Origin of the sequence: Pseudomonas sp. C9, from assembly GCF_002000165.1 — a bacterium.
Taxonomy (GTDB): Bacteria; Pseudomonadota; Gammaproteobacteria; order Pseudomonadales; family Pseudomonadaceae; genus Aquipseudomonas.
On record NZ_MPAK01000001.1, the window covers coordinates 3574291 to 3592798 of the forward strand.

Consider the following 18508-nt stretch of genomic DNA (forward strand, 5'->3'; position numbering starts at 1 on the left):
GCTTTCAACTGCTTATCCTCCTGACCCGAAAAATCGGGCCAGGGGAGGGTGTTAACCGAGCTGAAATCTCCCGGTATTTGCGCTCAGGGCCTTGCTGCCCTGGCTCAAGGTATCTGCTGCCAGGTTCACTGCCCGCGCGCCTTCAAGCAACCTCACTGCCGCCTGATCGACTTGCTGGATGTTGCCGCTGACCTCATCGGCGGTACTGGCCTGTTCTTCCACGGCGGTCGCGATCTGCGCCAGAGTGTCAGTCACGCCTTGCACCGCATGGGCAATTTCGCCAAGGCGTTCGCCCAGGCCGGTGACCGACTGGGCATCACTTTGTGCCTGGCTACAGGCTGCTTCCATCAGGCTGACCGCCTCATTCACGGTACTGCGCAGGCTGTCGACCGTGCCGGCGATTTGCGCGGTGGAAGACTGAGTGCGTTGCGACAGGCTGCGCACTTCATCGGCGACCACGGCAAAACCGCGACCTTGTTCGCCTGCGCGAGCCGCCTCGATCGCAGCGTTGAGTGCCAACAGGTTGGTTTGTTCGGCGACCCCGCGAATGGTGTCCACCACCAACTGAATCTGTTGCCCTTGTTCACTGACCCTGCCCAGTGCCGCGGCGGTGTCGTTCAAGCGTTGATTGAGCTGCTGAATGCTGGCGGTCGTGCGCTGACTGTCTCGACTGCTGTCGGCGGCAATGCGCTGGGTGTGCTGAGCGCTGCCTGACGCCTGTTCACAGCTCTGGGCGACCCCTTGAGAAGTAGCCGCCAGTTGCGTGGCCGCAGCGGCGATCTGGCTGATTTGCAATTGCTGCGCTTCGACTTCGCCGAGTGCGCCACTGGAGTGCTGATTGAGCGTGCGTACGGCGTTGCTCACTTGCAGGGTTTCGTGATCGACCCCCAGCAAGCTGTTGCGCAATTGCACCACGGCGACGTTAAGGGCGGTGCTGATGGCCGCCAGTTCGTCACGGCCCTGCACCGGGGCTTGCAGGCTCAGATTGCCGTCACGCAAGGCTTCGGCCAGCAGCGTGATACCGCTGGCGCTACGACGGATCGAGGCTTGCAGGCAGATAAACAGGTACAGCGCGGCCAGGAGCAGACAGCCAAAGATTGTCGCCACCACAATGAATTGGCGAATCGCCGAGCCGTGGTAGTAATCCAGGCGCTGATCCAGCGACGTCAATGACTGCTGGCGCAACGCGGCGAGGTCGGTGAGCAGGGCGTCCAGGTTGCGTTCGAACTCTTCCGGCTTGAGCGTAATGCTGCCGCCGAACACCCCGTCATCCAGGACTTTCAGGCTCGCGTCCAGGTGTTTCAGGTTGTCATGGTATTGCCCGGCCCAGCTTTGCAAAGCACTTGGCAAGCGGGCTTCCAGGAGCGTGGCGGTTTTCACCAGCTGCTCCCGGGCATCACCGATACGGCTGCGCAAATCACGCAGTTGCAGACGACTTTGCAACGTGAACTGTCCCGAGACAACAGACGCCTGACCCACGCTGGCCAGGCGGCCGACCCGTTCGATCAGGTCAGGCGCGTGTTGCGTCGAGATCTGCGTCAGCAGGTAGGTTTCCAGCCAGGGCGCGAGTGTCAGGCGATTGTCCATGGCGATCTGTTCACGCAGGGCTTGCAGTGCGCTCAAGGCGTTGGTGAAACGGTCGTAACCGTCTGGCCACCAGCCGACACTGCTCAGGCTTTTCGAGTCCAGGCCATTGAGGGCAGTTTGCAGGGCTTGATACCGGGTCAGCGTCTCGCCCTCGGCCCCTTCGGTTTTCAGTGCATTGCCCAGGTCCGACGTGGCTTGAGCGACGGCAGGCTGAACCGCATCAAACGCGCCCATCGCGGCGATGGTCGCCGGCGTCGGCTGGCGATTGGTTTCCGTGGCGCGCCAGCGAGCAGCGCGATCCCGCTGGGCGGCGAGCAGGTTGTCGAGCGCATCCAGCGCGAGCAACTGACGCACACCGGCACGTTCGCCGGAGATCAGATTGAGTTTGTCGCGATAATCCTGACCAATCATCCACAGGCTGCCCGTCAGCGGCAGGATGAACAGCAGAAACAACAGCTGAAATTTGCGTGCGAAGCCAAAACGCCCCAGCAACCCGATCCCCGGTGATAAAAAAGACATGCCCCATGACTCCTCTGGACACCACGCACCATCGGCGTGCGTCGAGGTCATTGCGACCGCGACATGTGCCCTTTTAAAAGGCCTCGAAAGTTCACCCTCGCCAGCTCCGTAGGCCGACTCTGTAGCGAAACTTCCCATTCTCGGTCCTCTTTGTAAGAGGCCCGCGTTGAAGGTGTTAAACAAGGCAAGATTCAGACCATGGCGTTACGCTATCACCTATCGGCCGATGAAAGATTAGTTCGTTAGCTGGCTAAGGGGATGGCGTTGTCGCACCGAAAAATGGCACATTGATGCACCTGCCCGCATGCACCCATCTGCTATACGGAAATACTCATGGCTATCAGCACTACCCAGACCGGCACGACGTCGGCTCCCGCGACTTCACAAAGCAGCCCTCTAGTCATGCGCATCATCGGCGCGGTGGCGCTGGCGCACCTCATCAATGACCTGATCCAGTCGGTGCTGCCGTCGATTTATCCGATGCTCAAGGCCAGCTATGGCCTGACCTTTACCCAGATCGGATTGATCACGTTGACCTTCCAGCTGACCGCTTCGCTATTGCAGCCGTGGGTCGGTTACTACACGGACAGACATCCCAAGCCCTGGCTGCTGCCCGCTGGCACGGTGTGCACGCTGATCGGCATTTTGATGATGTCGGTGGTTGGCACCTTCCCGTTGATTCTGCTGGCGGCGGGGTTGATCGGTATCGGGTCGTCGACCTTTCACCCCGAAGCATCTCGCGTGGCGCGACTGGCCTCGGGCGGACGATTTGGCCTGGCGCAATCGACCTTTCAGGTGGGCGGTAATGCCGGCTCGGCGTTCGGTCCGTTGTTGGCGGCGGCGATCATTATTCCTTATGGCCAGGGGCATGTGGCCTGGTTCGGATTATTCGCGGTGTTCGCGCTGTTCGTGCTCTACCGGATCAGCCGCTGGTACGCCAACCACTTGAGCCTGTTCAAGCTCAAACAAGGCCAGGCGGCGACTCATGGCCTGTCCAAGGGGCGGGTGACCAGTGCGCTGGTGGTGCTCGGTTTGCTGGTGTTCTCCAAGTATTTCTACATGTCCAGCCTCACCAGCTACTTCACGTTCTACCTGATCGAGAAGTTCGACCTGTCGGTGGCCAGTTCGCAGTTGCACCTGTTCCTGTTTCTGGGCGCGGTCGCGGCGGGGACCTTCTTTGGTGGGCCGATTGGCGACAAGATCGGGCGTAAGGCAGTGATCTGGTTCTCGATCCTGGGTGTGGCGCCGTTCACGCTGTTGCTGCCGCATGTCGATCTGTTCTGGACCAGCATCCTCAGCGTGATCATCGGTTTTATCCTGGCTTCGGCATTCTCGGCCATTGTGGTTTACGCGCAGGAGCTGGTGCCGGGCAATGTCGGAATGATTGCCGGTGTGTTCTTCGGTTTGATGTTCGGCTTTGGCGGGATCGGCGCGGCGTTGCTCGGGCATCTGGCGGACGTGCACGGCATCGAATACGTGTACTTCCTGTGCTCGTTCCTGCCGTTGTTTGGTGTGTTGGCGATCTTTTTGCCGCGAACCAAAAAGGCCTGATAGCTCACCGTCCTGTAGGAGCAAAGCTTGCTCGCGATGGCCGTTACGCGATTTACCATTAGCACCGCGTTATCGTTCATCGCGAGCAAGCTTTGCTCCTACAGGCACAAAAAAGCCGCGTATCAAACGCGGCTTTTTCTTGGGCGGGTGTTTTACAGGCTCAGGCACTGCTATTGCGGAAACTACCGGGTGTGATGCCCACTACTTTTTTGAACGCTCGGGTCATGTGGCTTTGATCGAAGAAGCCGCAAGTGAATGACGCTTCTGCGAGACTGGATCCGGTGCGCAGCAGTTTTTGGACCTGGGCGACTCTTTTCTGAATCTGATAGCTGTGGGGCGAGACGCCAACGCTTTTTTTGAACACCCGGATCAGGTAAAGAGGGTCAAGGTTCACCAGTTGCGCCAGTTCTTCCAGAGACAGATGTTTGTCGAACTCGTCTTCGAGCTTCCTCTTGATCCTTTGCACGGCGTGCTGCTCAACCGCACTGACGGGTTCGATGGGCGCTCCGCTGCGCTCGAAGAGCTGCGTCACCAGATCCAGCAGGATCGTTTCCCGTTCAAGGCTGGAGGGCGATTTTTCAATGATTTGATGTTGATGCAAAAAGGTCCGGGCGAAGTCGGGGGCCTGGCTCAGCGCTGTTTGAAAAAGATGAATATGATCGTCTGAAAAACGCCCTTGAAACACCATCCGATTGACCCATACGGGGTCGATGTAGAGCATTCGATACATCCAGCCCTCATCATGGCCTGGCAAGCCGTCGTGGATCTCCCCGGGGGTAATGGTGACCACACTGTCAGCGACCCCCATGTAGTAATTGCCGCGATAAAAAAGTTTTTCAACGCCGCTACTTATAACGCCGATAGCGTATCGGTCATGTGAATGTCGACCGAAAGATTGAGTGCTGTAACGCGCAGATAGCAACTCACAGTCGCCTTCGGGTATACGCCAGAATTGAACAAAGTCCTTGTCTTTTTGAGGGGCTTTGTTGCGACGACTTTTGTCCATGAATTGTCCAGTTTTGTGCAATACGTATGAAAAAAAGGTCGCTAAATTTAGCACCTGTTTCATAACACAAGCTAGGGGGGACGATGTCTACAAAACTGGTAGTTGGGGATTTTAATAAGTCTTCATGGTCATTTCGTGCGTGGCTGGTTCTTGTGACAGCGGATGTTGAATTTGAAACCCTTCAGATCAAACTGGAACAAAACGACACCCGCCAGCGCATTCTGGAGCACTCGCCTTCCGGCAAGGTGCCGGCGCTGCTGCTTGATGATGTCGTCATCAACGACAGCCTGGCCATCAGCGAATACATTGCCGATTCCTGTCCGGCCGCCAACCTTTGGCCCCGTGATTCAAGGGTCAAGGCTCTGGCACGCGCTGCTGCGGCAGAGATGCACTCCGGTTTCATCCACCTGCGCACGCAGATGTCGTTTGGCCTGAACACAGGCGACATCCCGGAAAGCCTGACCGCCGAGACGGAAGGGGAAATCATGCGGATATTCGCTATCTGGAACCAGCTCCGTGAGGTGAGTGGTTCAACAAAGTTCCTCTGCGGTGACTTCGGCATTGTGGATGCGATGTTTGTTCCGGTGGTGTTCCGCTTCCGTCGTTATGGTATTGCCATCCCTGCGCAACTGCAGGGCTATGTCGAAAATATTCTGGGTTTTGCACCGGTACAACAATGGTTGAAGTTGTCCGCGCAAGAAGTTTAAAGAGAGGTGTTACTGCTAATGCTTAATGCCAATTAATAGTGAGTGGATTTTTGGCACATGGCAGAAAAGACCTTTGGGGGTTTTCTGCTTTGTCGAATCTGATAGTTGCTCACCTGGGGAGTTGTGAGTACTCATAAAGTTAATGCCGGTCTTTATCAATGAGGTTTCTCATGGCGACTAATAATAATCGGGCAATCATTGAATTGACCATCGGTGGACTGATGCTCAGTCTGTCTGCTCTAGCCGTCGCTTTCGCCCATATCGGCGCGGGTGGCGCAGGGTTCTATCGGATGGTGTTCGCCTCGATCCTGTTCTTCCTGCTGCTCAAGGTGCGCAAAACACCGGTGCTCCTCAAAAGTGCGAAGGCGCAGCTGTACACCGCGTTGGCTGGGGTGTTTTTGGCCATTGACCTGGTGCTTTGGCATCAGAGCATCTATATCGTCGGCCCGGGCATCGGGTCGATCCTGACCAACTGTCAGGTGTTCTTCATGACCCTGTTGGGGTTGTACCTGTTGAAGGAAAAACCTTCGATCTACTTCCTGGTCTCCATTAGCTTGGCATTTGTCGGGCTCTATCTGTTGTTGCTACCCGAGATGACCAGTGCGGTAGGGATCAAGGGCGTGGTGTATGGCGTGCTGTCGGGGCTGGCGTATGCCATCTGTGTGTATTTTCTGAAGATCAACACCCAATTGCCGGACGGCGGGGGTGACAAGATCGCACAGATGCTCAATTTGAGTCTTTGGGCGGCATTGGTTCTGCTGACATACGCGCTGGCAACTGGGGAAAGCCTGGCCATCGTGGATGGGCAAACCTTGCTGATGCTGATCATCTACGGGGTACTGGTGCAGTTTGTCGGCTGGTTGCTGGTCAATCGGTCGATCGGAGCAATCAGCCTGGGGTTGGCTGGTCTGATCCTGTTACTGGAGCCGGTGATCACCTATTTCATTGATGTCACCTTTCTCGGCAAGGCCAGCTCAACGCTGCAGATTTGTGGCGCGCTGCTGACTGTCTTTGCGGTTTATATCGGTTCAATCAAACCCCCTGAGAAAGCGCAGCCTTTGCCCGAGGCGACCTGACAGAAGGTTTGTCACTGTGAGCCGTGACCCCGGTCAATACGTTACGCGCAGGCCCGCAAAGTTTGCTTGTAGTCGAGGAGAATGGCGATCCCAAGACGCAAAAATCCCCGTATCAGCAAGTGATTACGGGGATTTTCAGTCTATCGGGTTCCGTGTTAATCCACGGTCACCGTTACACGTTGAAGCGGAAGTGCATCACGTCGCCGTCTTTGACGATGTAGTCCTTGCCTTCCAGACGCCATTTACCGGCTTCTTTGGTGCCGGCTTCGCCCTTGTACTGGATGAAGTCGTCATAGGCGATGACTTCGGCGCGGATGAAGCCTTTTTCGAAGTCGGTGTGGATCACGCCAGCGGCTTGCGGTGCGGTGGCACCGACGCGAACGGTCCAGGCGCGGACTTCTTCAACACCAGCGGTGAAGTAGGTCTGCAGGTGCAGCATTTCGTAGCCAGCGCGGATCACGCGGTTCAGGCCAGGCTCTTCGAGGCCCAGGGCTTCGAGGAACATGTCTTTCTCTTCGCCGTCTTCCAGCTCGGCGATTTCGGCTTCGATCTTGTTGCAGACCGGAACCACCATGGCGCCTTCTTCGTCGGCGATGGCCTTGACGATGTCCAGCAGCGGGTTGTTCTCGAAACCGTCTTCAGCGACGTTGGCGATGTACATGACCGGCTTGGTGGTCAGCAGGTGGAAGCCACGAATCACTGCCTTGTCGTCGGCGCCCATGTTCTTCATCAGCGTGCGCGCAGGCTTGCCGAGGGTGAAGTGAGCGATCAGTTGCTCCAGCAGGCCTTTCTGGACCACGGCGTCCTTGTCGCCACCCTTGGCGTTGCGGGCGACTTTCTGCAGTTGCTTCTCGCAGCTGTCGAGGTCGGCGAAGATCAACTCCAGGTCGATGATCTCGATGTCGCGTTTCGGGTCGACGCTGTTGGAGACGTGAATCACGTTCTCGTCTTCGAAGCAGCGGACCACGTGGGCGATGGCATCGGTTTCACGGATGTTGGCGAGGAACTTGTTGCCCAGGCCTTCACCTTTCGAAGCGCCGGCAACCAGGCCTGCGATGTCGACGAATTCCATGGTGGTCGGCAGGATGCGCTTTGGATTGACGATGGCCGCCAGGGCATCCAGACGCGGATCCGGCATCGGCACGATACCGGTGTTCGGCTCGATGGTGCAGAAGGGGAAGTTTTCGGCCGCGATCCCGGATTTGGTCAGGGCGTTGAACAGGGTGGACTTGCCGACGTTAGGCAGGCCGACGATGCCGCAATTGAATCCCATGGTGTTTCCCCTCGGATTAGAGTCAGGCCTTCTGGCTGTGCAGGTTTTTCATCGCGCGGTTCCATTCACCGGCGAGGATATCCGGCAGCACGCCGAGGGCAAAGTCGATGCTGGCATCGAGTTTTTCCTGTTCGGCGCGTGGCGCACGACCCAGGACGAAATTTGAAACCATACTGGCAACGCCCGGGTGGCCAATGCCAAGCCGCAAGCGATGAAAGGTGTTCTGATTGCCCAGTTGCGCAATGATGTCGCGCAACCCGTTGTGACCGCCATGGCCGCCGCCCTGCTTGAGCTTGGCAACGCCCGGAGGCAGGTCGAGTTCGTCATGCGCCACGAGGATTTCTTCAGGCTTGATGCGGAAGAAACCTGCCAGGGCTGCTACAGCCTGGCCGCTACGGTTCATGTAGGTGGTGGGAATCAGCAGACGAACATCCTGACCCTGATGCGAATAGCGTCCGGTCAGGCCAAAATATTTGCGATCGGCGACAAGGTTTACACCTTGTGCGTTCGCGATGCGCTCAACAAAAAGGGCCCCTGCGTTATGCCGGGTCTGTTCGTATTCAGCACCTGGATTTCCCAGGCCAACGATCAGTTTAATGGCGGTCACGATAGGGGCCCTTCCTTGGAGTGGTGGATAACATCGCTGCAATCGGTGTGTGCGGCGAAAGTGGACGAAAATTGCTCATTTACCATTATGTAAACTCCGCGTTCCCGCCCGCTTTCTCGCTACGTTCCAGTCCGCGATGTTTCCGGTCACTCCGGCGTACAGAGTGAATTACTCTGCAGCGCCTTCTGCAGCTTCTGGAGCAACACGTGGAGCGTGAACGTTGGCAACAGCCAGGTCGTTACCGTGAGCCAGAGCAACAAATTCAACGCCTTTAGGAGCACTGATGTCGGACAGGTGAATGATCGAGCCGACTTCGGCGTTAGCCAGGTCAACTTCGATGAATTCAGGCAGGTCTTTTGGCAGGCAGGACACTTCGATTTCAGCAACAACGTGCGAAATCTCGCCGCCTTTCTTCACTGGAGCAGCTTCGTTGATGAAGTGCACAGGAACGATAGCGGTCAGCTTTTGGCCGGCAACTACACGTACGAAGTCAGCGTGCATCACGTGGCCTTTGGCCGGGTGACGCTGCAGAGCCTTGATGATTACGTTTTGCTTGGTGCCGCCAACGTTCAGCTCGATGATGTGGCTGTAAGCCGCTTCGTTTTCGAGCAGTTTGGCAACTTCTTTAGCCAGCATGCTGATGGATTCAGGGGCTTTTTCGCCACCGTAAACTACAGCTGGTACCAGGCTTGCGAGACGACGCAGGCGGCGGCTCGCACCTTTCCCCAGGTCGGAACGCACTTCAGCATTCAGAGTAAAATCGTTCATGTTGTATCTCCAAAATAACCACATTCGCCCCAGCGTTTGCGACCAGCGCTAAAGGCGATATGGGCAAAAAAGCCCCGCCCCGACAGGAATGCCGGGGCGGGGCGCTTTTCGTCAACGCGATGATTGAAAAGGGCAGGGCCCTTAACGGAACATCGCGCTGATCGATTCTTCATTGCTGATGCGGCGGACCGCCTCGGCAACTACCGGCGCGATATCCAGTTGACGGATACGCGAGCAGGCTTGTGCAGCAGCGGACAACGGGATGGTGTTAGTCACCACCAGTTCGTCCAGCATGGAATTTTCAATGTTTTCGATCGCCCGACCGGACAGCACAGGGTGTGTGCAGTAGGCGAAAACCTTGGCAGCGCCATGCTCTTTCAAGGCCTTGGCCGCGTGGCACAAAGTGCCGGCGGTATCGACCATGTCATCGACCAGAATACAGGTACGCCCTTCGACATCACCGATGATATGCATCACTTCAGAGTGATTGGCTTTCTCACGGCGTTTGTCGATGATCCCGAGATCCACGCCCAGGGATTTGGCAACAGCACGTGCACGCACGACGCCACCAATGTCCGGGGACACGATCATCAGGTTTTCGAAGCGCTGATCTTCAATGTCATCCACCAATACAGGGGAGCCGTAGATGTTATCTACCGGAATATCGAAGAAACCCTGGATTTGGTCAGCATGCAGATCAACCGTGAGAACACGGTCGATGCCGACTACGGTAAGCATGTCAGCAACAACTTTCGCGCTGATAGCCACACGTGCGGAACGCGGACGGCGATCCTGACGGGCATAACCAAAGTAAGGAATAACAGCAGTGATACGAGTAGCCGAGGAGCGGCGGAAGGCATCAGCCATCACTACCAGTTCCATCAGGTTATCGTTGGTCGGAGCGCAAGTCGGCTGAATAATGAAGACATCTTTACCGCGGACGTTTTCATTGATCTCGGCTGTAATTTCGCCGTCGGAAAACTTACCGACAGAGATGTCACCGAGAGGGATATGCAGCTGACGTACAACACGCCGAGCCAGATCGGGGTTAGCGTTCCCCGTAAAGACCATCATCTTGGACACGCGCAGTACCTGAAGGCTGAGGGTAACCTGGATGAGTATAGGAAAATGGCAGGGGCGGCTGGATTCGAACCAACGCATGGCAGGATCAAAACCTGCTGCCTTACCGCTTGGCGACGCCCCTGTATCTGTTGCAACGATTACCCAGTAATCGGTTCCTTTAGAGCAGACTTTGCAGCTTGCGATGCAACATCGAAACGTTGCTTCCTTTTGCTACAAACCCTGTAAGGGTCTCTGTAAGAAGGGCCGAGACTTTATCAGCTTCAGCTTTGCTTGGGAAGCCCCCAAACACACAACTTCCAGTGCCAGTGAGTTTTGCTTCGGTAAATTTACCTAACAAATTCAATGCGTTACGTACCTCTGGATAACGCCTTGCTACTACCGGCAAGCAGTCATTACGACTGTTTCCCTTGGGAACGGGGCGCACTTTAATGGGAGGAGAGTTACGTGTCAACAGCGGATCTGAAAAAATTTCTGCTGTACTTACAGATACTTGCGGTATCAGCACGACATACCACGGTTCTTCGGGGTCTACAGGGGTCAGTTTCTCCCCGACGCCCTCGGCAAAAGCCGCATGGCCACGCACGAAAACCGGGACGTCAGCCCCCAGTCTCAGGCCCAGTGCCGCCAGTCGATCCTCGTCCCAACCCAATTGCCAAAGATGGTTGAGGCCCAGCAATGTCGTCGCGGCATTGGAGCTGCCGCCACCAATTCCACCGCCCATGGGCAGGACTTTTTCGATCCAGATATCAATGCCGAGTGCGCAACCGGATTGCTCCTGCAGTTGCTTCGCGGCCTTGACGATCAAATTGCTGTCGTGGGGAACACCCTCGAACTCGGTATGCAACCGGATCACACCGTCGTCGCGAACGGCAAAAGTAATTTCATCGCCGTAGTCGAGGAACTGAAAAATCGTCTGCAACTCGTGATAGCCGTCATCACGGCGACCGAGGATGTGCAGCATCAGATTGAGTTTGGCCGGGGAGGGCAGTGTCAGGCGAGGCACGGTCATGTTCATTGCCCCAGCTTGCGTGGTTGCCATTCCTTGATCACCAGCGTGACATCAAGGTCAGTGCCGTGAAGTTTTATCTTCTCGGGCAGCCAGAAACCGTTTTGTTGTGTGTAAGTGGTGTATTCAACCTGCCAGCCATCCTGTTCGAGACTGGCCAGGCGACTGTCGGCATCCAGCGTCAGTTTGCTTTTGCTGTCGGGTGCCGGGAGTCCGCGGACCCACCAGGCCAGGTTGGACACCGGTAGTTTCCAGCCCAGTTGTTCTTCGAGCAGCACTTCCGGATTCGGTGCGTCATAGCGACCCTGGTTCGCCACTTCCAGCGAGACCTTGCCAGGTCGGCCGGTCAGGCGTGCGGCGCCGCGACCCAGCGGGCCGGAAAGGCGGATGTCGTAGTAATCCTTACGCTGCAGCCAGAACAGGGTGCCGCTGCCCGAGTCTTTGGGTGCGCGGATGCCGATCTTGCCGTTGATCTGCCAGCCGTCGAGGGCGGTCAATTGCTGTTTGTGTTCACGCCATTGGGCCGGGTTGCCGTGACCTTCGACGGATTCGCGAGCGCCGAAGCCCGCGCAACCGGCGAGCAGGGCAATAAAACTGAAAACAATGAAATGGCGCAAAAACATAATCTTAAAGAGTCTCTGATCCGGTCAGGCGCTTGATGGTGCCGCGCAGGGTAGGGCTGTCAGGTTGTTCCTTGAGGAATTTGCCCCAGACTTGTTTGGCTTCGCGCTGTTTGCCATTGGCCCACAGCACTTCACCCAGGTGGGCGGCCACTTCCTGATCGGGGAAACGCTCCAGTGCCTGGCGCAGATAGCGCTCGGCTACATCGAGATTACCCAGGCGGAAGTTTACCCAGCCGAGGCTGTCGAGCACCGCCGGGTCTTCCGGATTGATCTGGTGAGCCTGTTCGATCAAGGCCTTCGCCTCGGTATACCGCGTGGTGCGGTCGGACAGGGTGTAGCCGAGCGCATTCAGTGCCATGGCATTGTCCGGGTCGCGCTTGATGATCAGGCGCAGGTCTTTTTCCATCTGCGCCAGGTCATTGCGTTTTTCCGCCTGCATGGCGCGGGTATACAGAAGGTTCAGATCGTCCGGATATTGCTGCAAGGCTTTTTGCAGGACACCGAAGGCTTTGTCGCTCTGATTGTTGGCTGACAAGGTTTCGGCTTCGATCAGGTACAGCTGAATCGCGTAGTCAGGTTGCTCGTCGCGCTCTGCAGCCAGACGGCGTTGGGCTTCAGCGGTCCTGCCGTTATTGATCAGAATGTCGGTCTGGCGCAATTGGGCTGGCAAGTAGTCGTTACCAGGCCCGACTTTGCCGTACTCGATCAACGCGCCTTGGGGATCGTTGCGCTCCTCTGCGATACGGCCCAGGTTCAGGTGGGCGGAGTCGACGTGGCTTTCGCGGGCGATCAAGTCTTCAAGCAGGCTCTTGGCCTCGTCCCAGGATTTTGCCTCCAGGCAGACCAGTGCCAGGGAATAACGCAGCTCGTCATCCTCTGGGTACTGTTGCACCAGGCTCGAAAACTCGGCTTTGGCGTCTTCTATGCGGTCTTGCTCAACCAGCATGCGTGCGTAGGTCAGGCGCAGGCGCTTGTCGTCTGGGTATTTCTTGATGCTTTTTTGCAGCAGTGGCAAGGCTTCGTCGCCGCGGTTGAGCACCTGCAGCAGGCGCGCGCGCAGCAGGATCGGAGCAATTTCACCGTCATCGGGCGGATTGTTTTCCAGCAGGGCCAGCGCACCCTTGGCGTCGCCGTCCTGTTGCATCAACAGGGCCTTGCCGAAAATCAACTGACTGTTGTTCGGGTGGCGTTGCAGCAAACGGTCGAAGCTGTTCATCAAACCGTTGCGCGTGTCCTGGTCGGTATCGGCCGCGGACAGGGCCAGAAAGTCAAAATGCGTGTCGCCTTTGCCTTGCAGGACTTTCTCCATATAAACCATGGAGTCGTCGTAACGACCGGCACGGGCCAGTTGCACGGCAGCCGCACGTTGCGCTTCGAGGTCTTGCGGGGCGTTTTTTGCCCAGATCAGCGCGGTGTCCAGGGCAGCCTGATCGGCGCCCAGGTATTCGGCAATGCGGAATGCTCGCTCGGAGATGCCCGGGTCCTGTGTGTTGATGGCCTGGGTCACGTAGTTATCCAGCGCAATGTCGAAACGATTGCGCTGGCCAGCCAGTTCGGCGCTCAGCAGGCTGAAGATGGTTTCTTCACTGAATGAGCTGTAAACCTTGGGCTTTTCAGGGGCCGGAGTGCTGTCTTCGACCGGCGACGTACCGTCCGGCGACACGGGGGCCAAGGCTTGGCAGCCGCTCAGGAAGACAAAAGCGAGGAGCAACGCGGAAGATCTATTCATATAGGAAGAGGACGACTAACCTGCGGTCGGATCATCATGACACAAGCCTTCGGCCAAACATAACCGAGTCTCAATCGATGTCTTTATAGAGACGGGACATGGGGACAATAGTCAGCGGTAGTTGTTCTGGCTGTGACGAAGTAGGACAATTGCCGGCTTCACGTCACCATCAGCGACCTTGAATGGCCTTCCTTGCACTCGGTATCAACCACAAGACTGCTTCTGTAGACGTCCGCGAGCGCGTGGCCTTTACCCCTGAGCAGCTGGTGGAGGCCTTGCAGCAGCTCTGCCGCCTCACCGACAGCCGCGAAGCTGCGATCCTCTCCACCTGCAATCGCAGTGAACTTTATATAGAACAGGATCACCTTTCGGCCGACGTTGTGTTGCGCTGGCTGGCCGACTATCACCATTTGAGCCTCGACGAGCTGCGCGCGAGCGCTTATGTGCATGAAGATGATGCGGCAGTTCGTCACATGATGCGGGTCGCCTCCGGGCTCGATTCGCTGGTGTTGGGCGAACCGCAGATTCTCGGCCAGATGAAATCGGCCTATGCCGTCGCCCGCGAGGCCGGGACCATTGGCCCGTTGCTTGGCCGGTTGTTTCAGGCCACGTTCAACGCGGCCAAACAAGTGCGCACTGACACCGCCATCGGCGAGAACCCGGTGTCCGTGGCGTTTGCCGCGGTCAGCCTGGCGAAACAGATTTTCAGTGACTTGCAACGCAGCCAGGCATTGCTGATCGGCGCTGGCGAGACCATCACCCTGGTGGCCCGTCATCTGCACGAGCTGGGTGTGAAGCGCATCGTGGTCGCCAACCGAACCCTGGAGCGCGCGAGTATTCTGGCCGAGCAGTTCGGTGCCCACGCCGTGCTGCTTTCGGACATTCCGGCAGAACTGGTGCGCAGCGACATCGTGATCAGTTCCACCGCCAGCCAGTTGCCGATCCTCGGCAAAGGCGCGGTGGAAAGCGCGCTGAAGCTGCGCAAGCACAAACCGATCTTTATGGTGGACATCGCCGTCCCGCGCGATATCGAGCCGGAAGTCGGCGAACTGGACGACGTTTACCTGTACAGCGTCGACGATCTTCATGAAGTGGTCGCCGAGAACCTCAAGAGCCGTCAGGGAGCAGCGCAAGCGGCGGAAGAGATGGTCTCGGTCGGCGCCGAAGATTTCATGGTCCGCCTGCGCGAACTGGCGGCGGTGGATGTTCTCAAGGCCTATCGTCAGCAAAGCGAGCGCATGCGCGACGAGGAATTACTGAAGGCCCAGCGCCTGCTGGCCAATGGCAGCAGCGCCGAAGACGTGCTGGTGCAACTGGCGCGCGGCCTGACCAATAAACTCTTGCACGCGCCCAGCGTGCAATTGAAAAAGCTCTCTGCCGAAGGCCGCCTCGATGCGCTGGCCATGGCCCAGGAACTCTTTGCCCTCGGTGAGGGCTCATCGGATAGCTTTTCGGATAAAAAACCGCAATGAAAGCGTCACTGCTCAATAAGCTGGACATCCTCCAGGACCGTTTCGAGGAATTGACCGCCTTGCTTGGTGATGGCGAAGTCATTTCCGATCAGAACAAATTCCGCACCTATTCCAAGGAATACGCGGAAGTCGAGCCAATTGTCGGCGCCTATCAACAGTTGCTCAAAGTGCAAGGCGACCTCGAAGGCGCCCAGGCACTGCTCAAGGACAGCGACCCGGACATGCGTGAAATGGCCGTGGAGGAAGTCCGCGAAGCCAAGGAGCAATTGATCGAGCTCGAAGCCAGCCTGCAACGCATGCTGCTGCCCAAGGACCCGAACGACGGGCGCAACGTGTTCCTCGAAATCCGTGCCGGCACCGGTGGCGACGAGGCGGCGATTTTCTCCGGCGACCTGTTCCGCATGTATTCGCGGTATGCCGAGCGTCGCGGCTGGCGGGTGGAAATCCTCTCCGAGAACATCGGCGAGCATGGCGGCTATAAAGAAGTCATCGCCCGGGTCGAAGGTGACAACGTCTACGGCAAGCTCAAGTTCGAATCCGGCGCACACCGCGTGCAGCGGGTTCCGGCCACTGAATCCCAAGGACGCATCCACACCTCGGCCTGCACCGTGGCGGTGTTGCCCGAGCCGGACGAACAGGAAGCGATCGAGATCAACCCCGCGGACCTGCGGGTCGATACCTACCGCTCTTCCGGGGCCGGTGGTCAGCACGTCAACAAGACCGACTCGGCGATCCGCATCACGCACTTGCCGTCCGGAATTGTCGTGGAATGCCAGGAAGAACGTTCCCAGCACAAAAACCGCGCCCGGGCGATGTCCTGGCTGTCGGCCAAGCTGAACGATCAGCAGACCAGCGCCGCCGCCAATGCCATCGCCAGTGAACGTAAATTGCTGGTGGGTTCCGGTGATCGTTCGGAGCGGATTCGCACGTACAACTTTGCCCAGGGCCGGGTCACCGACCACCGGGTCAACCTGACGCTGTATTCGCTCGACGAAATCCTCGCTGGCGGGGTCGAGGCGGTCATCGAGCCATTGCTGGCCGAGTACCAGGCCGATCAATTGGCGGCGATAGGTGAGTAAATGACGATCATTGCCAGTTTGTTACGCGCCGCAGATTTGCCCGACTCGCCCACCGCGCGCCTGGATGCCGAATTGCTGCTGGCTGCCGCCCTGGGCAAACCCCGCAGTTTTTTGCACACCTGGCCAGAACGCATCGTTCCCAGTGAAGCGGCGCTGACGTTTGCCAGTTACTTGCAACGTCGCCGTGGCGGTGAGCCGGTGGCTTACATTCTGGGGCAGCAAGGGTTCTGGAAGCTGGATCTGGAAGTGGCGCCGCACACGCTGATCCCGCGTCCGGACACTGAATTGCTGGTGGAGGCCGCGCTTGAGCTGTTGCCGGCCACTCCGGCCAAGGTCCTCGACCTCGGTACCGGCAGCGGCGCCATTGCCCTGGCCCTGGCCAGCGAGCGTCCGGCCTGGAAAGTGACGGCAGTGGATCGCGTGCTTGAAGCGGTGGCCCTGGCCGAGCGCAATCGCCAGCGTCTGCACCTCAACAACGCCACGGTGCTGAGCAGCCATTGGTTCAGCGCCCTGGACGGTCAGCGTTTTCAACTGATCATCAGCAACCCGCCTTACATCCCTAGCTCCGATCCGCATCTGGTGGAAGGCGATGTGCGCTTTGAGCCGGCCAGTGCCCTGGTGGCCGGTGTCGACGGGCTCGACGATCTGCGTTTGATCGTCGCCCAGGCGCCGGATTATCTGGACGCGGGTGGCTGGCTGATGCTCGAACACGGCTACGATCAAGCCAATGCCGTACGCGATTTGCTGCTGAGCCGTGGCTTTGAAGACGTCCACAGCCGTACGGATTTGGGTGGACACGAACGAATCAGCCTGGGGCGCCTGCCGTGCTGAATGATCAGGAATTGTTGCGCTACAGTCGGCAGATTCTGCTGCAACACGTCGACATCGACGGCCAGTTGCGCTTGAAAGAAAGCCGCGTGTTGATCGTCGGCCTCGGCGGTCTGGGCTCGCCGGTTGCGCTTTACCTCGCCGCTGCTGGCGTGGGTGAGCTGCACCTCGCTGACTTCGATACGGTCGACTTGACCAATCTGCAACGCCAGATTGTTCACGACACCGACAGCGTCGGCCTGAGCAAGGTCGATTCGGCGATCAAACGCCTGAGCGCGATCAATCCCGAGATCAAACTGATCGCCCATCGCACCGCCCTGGACGAAGACTCCCTGGCCGCCGCCGTGGCTGCGGTGGATCTGGTGCTCGATTGTTCCGACAATTTCTCCACCCGCGAAGCGGTCAACGCCGCTTGCGTCAACGCCGCTAAACCGCTGGTCAGTGGCGCGGCGATTCGCCTTGAAGGGCAATTGTCGGTGTTCGATCCGCGCCGCCCGGAGAGTCCGTGCTACCACTGTTTATACGGGCATGGCAGTGAAGCCGAGCTGACGTGCAGCGAGGCCGGCGTCGTCGGGCCGCTGGTAGGGTTGGTGGGCAGCCTTCAGGCACTGGAAGCGCTGAAACTGCTGGTCGGTTTCGGCGAGCCGCTGGTGGGACGCCTGCTGTTGATTGATGCGCTAGGCTCACGCTTTCGCGAATTGCGCGTCAAGCGTGATCCGGGGTGCAGTGTCTGCGGTTCCACACATGCGTGAAGCGCCGATCGGCGTGTTCGACTCCGGCGTCGGTGGGCTCTCGGTGCTGGCCGAAATCCAGCGTTTGCTGCCCAACGAGTCACTGCTGTACGTGGCCGACTGCGGGAATGTACCCTACGGTGAGAAAACGCCAGAGTTCATCCGCCAGCGTTGCAGCGTTATGGCCGATTTTTTCCAGCAGCAGGGTGCCAAAGCCCTGGTGCTGGCGTGCAATACCGCGACCGTTGCGGGTGTTGCGGACTTGCGACGCGATTACCCGCAATGGCCAATTGTCGGCATGGAACCGGCCGTCAAACCTGCCGCTGCCGCGACCCGCAGCGGTGTGGTCGGCGTGCTCGCCACCACCGGCACTTTGCAGAGTGCCAAGTTCGCCGCATTGCTCGACCGTTTCGCCACCGATGTGCGCGTCATCACTCAGCCCTGTCCCGGGCTGGTCGAACTGATTGAGAATGGCGATCTGCACAGTTCAGCCCTGCGTCAGCTACTGGCCAGGTATGTCGAACCGCTGCTCGGCGCCGGGTGCGACACCTTGATTCTGGGGTGTACGCATTATCCGTTTCTGAAGCCTTTGCTCAAACAGATGATCCCGGATGACATCAGCCTGATCGACACGGGGGCTGCTGTCGCACGGCAACTTCAGCGGCTGTTGGCCGAGCGTGACTTGCTCGCCGAGGGGCCCGTTCGTGCTGCTGAGTTCTGGACGAGTGCCGATCCGGTTCATTTCAGAAATATCTTGCCGATACTGTGGAATACGCCCGGTGTTGTGAGAAGCTTCGACGGGTAACCACATAGCGGGGCGAGCGAGCCATTGGGATGAACTTCTGATCAAACGTCGACTTCTA

17 protein-coding genes and 1 tRNA gene are annotated in these 18508 nt (G+C 58.1%); 8 read left to right on the forward strand and 10 right to left on the reverse strand.

The window, feature by feature from the left end; all coding sequences use genetic code 11:
* Window positions 1-51 precede the first annotated feature (51 nt).
* On the reverse strand, window positions 52-2106 hold the full coding sequence (locus BMS17_RS16705; protein WP_046030127.1) for a methyl-accepting chemotaxis protein: 2055 nt from the start codon (window positions 2104-2106) through the stop codon (window positions 52-54).
* A gap of 333 nt (window positions 2107-2439) precedes the next feature.
* On the opposite strand from BMS17_RS16705, the gene BMS17_RS16710 reads away from it, so the two are divergent.
* The gene (locus tag BMS17_RS16710) at window positions 2440-3657 is read left to right on the forward strand and encodes an MFS transporter (protein ID WP_046030128.1); all 1218 of its coding nucleotides are present in this window, start codon (window positions 2440-2442) and stop codon (window positions 3655-3657) included.
* A gap of 160 nt (window positions 3658-3817) precedes the next feature.
* Here BMS17_RS16710 and BMS17_RS16715 read toward each other — a convergent pair whose 3' ends face one another.
* Window positions 3818-4663 (reverse strand): AraC family transcriptional regulator, encoded by an 846-nt coding sequence (locus tag BMS17_RS16715; protein ID WP_077431264.1) that lies wholly within the window; start codon window positions 4661-4663, stop codon window positions 3818-3820.
* Between the two features lie 83 nt (window positions 4664-4746).
* On the opposite strand from BMS17_RS16715, the gene BMS17_RS16720 reads away from it, so the two are divergent.
* Window positions 4747-5370 (forward strand): glutathione S-transferase family protein, encoded by a 624-nt coding sequence (locus BMS17_RS16720; protein ID WP_046030130.1) that lies wholly within the window; start codon window positions 4747-4749, stop codon window positions 5368-5370.
* A 170-nt stretch (window positions 5371-5540) separates the two neighbouring features.
* Window positions 5541-6446, forward strand: a complete 906-nt coding sequence (locus BMS17_RS16725) for a DMT family transporter (protein WP_046030133.1) — start codon at window positions 5541-5543, stop codon at window positions 6444-6446.
* Window positions 6447-6618: 172 nt separating this feature from the next.
* Here BMS17_RS16725 and ychF read toward each other — a convergent pair whose 3' ends face one another.
* The 8 genes from ychF to BMS17_RS16765 all read right to left on the reverse strand — a co-directional run bounded on the left by ychF (window position 6619) and on the right by BMS17_RS16765 (window position 13535).
* Entirely contained in the window at window positions 6619-7719 is a 1101-nt protein-coding gene (ychF, locus tag BMS17_RS16730) for a redox-regulated ATPase YchF (protein ID WP_077431265.1), read from the reverse strand.
* Window positions 7720-7741: 22 nt separating this feature from the next.
* On the reverse strand, window positions 7742-8326 hold the full coding sequence (gene pth / locus BMS17_RS16735) for an aminoacyl-tRNA hydrolase (RefSeq protein WP_046030136.1): 585 nt from the start codon (window positions 8324-8326) through the stop codon (window positions 7742-7744).
* A 168-nt stretch (window positions 8327-8494) separates the two neighbouring features.
* On the reverse strand, window positions 8495-9094 hold the full coding sequence (locus tag BMS17_RS16740) for a 50S ribosomal protein L25/general stress protein Ctc (protein WP_018929567.1): 600 nt from the start codon (window positions 9092-9094) through the stop codon (window positions 8495-8497).
* 141 nt (window positions 9095-9235) lie between these two features.
* Window positions 9236-10177 (reverse strand): ribose-phosphate pyrophosphokinase, encoded by a 942-nt coding sequence (locus BMS17_RS16745; protein WP_003208392.1) that lies wholly within the window; start codon window positions 10175-10177, stop codon window positions 9236-9238.
* A gap of 46 nt (window positions 10178-10223) precedes the next feature.
* A tRNA-Gln gene (locus BMS17_RS16750) sits at window positions 10224-10298 on the reverse strand.
* A 36-nt stretch (window positions 10299-10334) separates the two neighbouring features.
* Complete coding sequence (gene ispE, locus BMS17_RS16755) at window positions 10335-11186, reverse strand: 4-(cytidine 5'-diphospho)-2-C-methyl-D-erythritol kinase (protein ID WP_077432189.1); 852 nt, start codon at window positions 11184-11186, stop codon at window positions 10335-10337.
* Between the two features lie 2 nt (window positions 11187-11188).
* Window positions 11189-11806, reverse strand: coding sequence for a lipoprotein insertase outer membrane protein LolB (gene lolB, locus BMS17_RS16760; protein WP_077431266.1), 618 nt, complete (start codon window positions 11804-11806; stop codon window positions 11189-11191).
* A 4-nt stretch (window positions 11807-11810) separates the two neighbouring features.
* A complete protein-coding gene (locus tag BMS17_RS16765; RefSeq protein ID WP_046030143.1) occupies window positions 11811-13535 on the reverse strand; it encodes a tetratricopeptide repeat protein in 1725 nt (574 codons plus the stop codon).
* A gap of 182 nt (window positions 13536-13717) precedes the next feature.
* Here BMS17_RS16765 and hemA point away from each other — a divergent pair, with 182 nt between their 5' ends.
* Genes hemA through murI form a run of 5 tightly spaced genes read left to right on the forward strand, consistent with a single transcriptional unit; the run spans window position 13718 to window position 18450 of the window.
* The gene (gene hemA, locus BMS17_RS16770; protein WP_046030145.1) at window positions 13718-15007 is read left to right on the forward strand and encodes a glutamyl-tRNA reductase; all 1290 of its coding nucleotides are present in this window, start codon (window positions 13718-13720) and stop codon (window positions 15005-15007) included.
* On the forward strand, window positions 15004-16086 hold the full coding sequence (prfA, locus tag BMS17_RS16775) for a peptide chain release factor 1 (RefSeq protein ID WP_046030148.1): 1083 nt from the start codon (window positions 15004-15006) through the stop codon (window positions 16084-16086). Before hemA ends, prfA begins: the two co-directional genes overlap by 4 nt.
* Window positions 16087-16917, forward strand: coding sequence for a peptide chain release factor N(5)-glutamine methyltransferase (gene prmC, locus BMS17_RS16780; protein ID WP_046030150.1), 831 nt, complete (start codon window positions 16087-16089; stop codon window positions 16915-16917).
* Window positions 16911-17666: a molybdopterin-synthase adenylyltransferase MoeB gene (locus tag BMS17_RS16785; RefSeq protein ID WP_046030153.1), complete on the forward strand. Its 756-nt coding sequence runs from the start codon at window positions 16911-16913 to the stop codon at window positions 17664-17666. Before prmC ends, BMS17_RS16785 begins: the two co-directional genes overlap by 7 nt.
* The gene (gene murI / locus BMS17_RS16790) at window positions 17659-18450 is read left to right on the forward strand and encodes a glutamate racemase (RefSeq protein WP_046030156.1); all 792 of its coding nucleotides are present in this window, start codon (window positions 17659-17661) and stop codon (window positions 18448-18450) included. The genes BMS17_RS16785 and murI overlap by 8 nt, the downstream gene beginning before the upstream one ends.
* Window positions 18451-18508 lie beyond the last annotated feature (58 nt).

Coding starts and splice junctions, on each gene's coding strand:
- lolB (WP_077431266.1), bottom strand. CDS start 11,806: ATGTTTTTGCGCCATTTCATTGTTTTCAGTTTTATTGCCCTGCTCGCC.
- BMS17_RS16765 (WP_046030143.1), bottom strand. CDS start 13,535: ATGAATAGATCTTCCGCGTTGCTCCTCGCTTTTGTCTTCCTGAGCGGC.
- ispE (WP_077432189.1), bottom strand. CDS start 11,186: ATGACCGTGCCTCGCCTGACACTGCCCTCCCCGGCCAAACTCAATCTG.
- prmC (WP_046030150.1), top strand. CDS start 16,087: ATGACGATCATTGCCAGTTTGTTACGCGCCGCAGATTTGCCCGACTCG.
- BMS17_RS16720 (WP_046030130.1), top strand. CDS start 4,747: ATGTCTACAAAACTGGTAGTTGGGGATTTTAATAAGTCTTCATGGTCA.
- hemA (WP_046030145.1), top strand. CDS start 13,718: ATGGCCTTCCTTGCACTCGGTATCAACCACAAGACTGCTTCTGTAGAC.
- ychF (WP_077431265.1), bottom strand. CDS start 7,719: ATGGGATTCAATTGCGGCATCGTCGGCCTGCCTAACGTCGGCAAGTCC.
- BMS17_RS16715 (WP_077431264.1), bottom strand. CDS start 4,663: ATGGACAAAAGTCGTCGCAACAAAGCCCCTCAAAAAGACAAGGACTTT.
- BMS17_RS16705 (WP_046030127.1), bottom strand. CDS start 2,106: ATGTCTTTTTTATCACCGGGGATCGGGTTGCTGGGGCGTTTTGGCTTC.
- BMS17_RS16710 (WP_046030128.1), top strand. CDS start 2,440: ATGGCTATCAGCACTACCCAGACCGGCACGACGTCGGCTCCCGCGACT.
- BMS17_RS16725 (WP_046030133.1), top strand. CDS start 5,541: ATGGCGACTAATAATAATCGGGCAATCATTGAATTGACCATCGGTGGA.
- BMS17_RS16740 (WP_018929567.1), bottom strand. CDS start 9,094: ATGAACGATTTTACTCTGAATGCTGAAGTGCGTTCCGACCTGGGGAAA.
- murI (WP_046030156.1), top strand. CDS start 17,659: ATGCGTGAAGCGCCGATCGGCGTGTTCGACTCCGGCGTCGGTGGGCTC.
- prfA (WP_046030148.1), top strand. CDS start 15,004: ATGAAAGCGTCACTGCTCAATAAGCTGGACATCCTCCAGGACCGTTTC.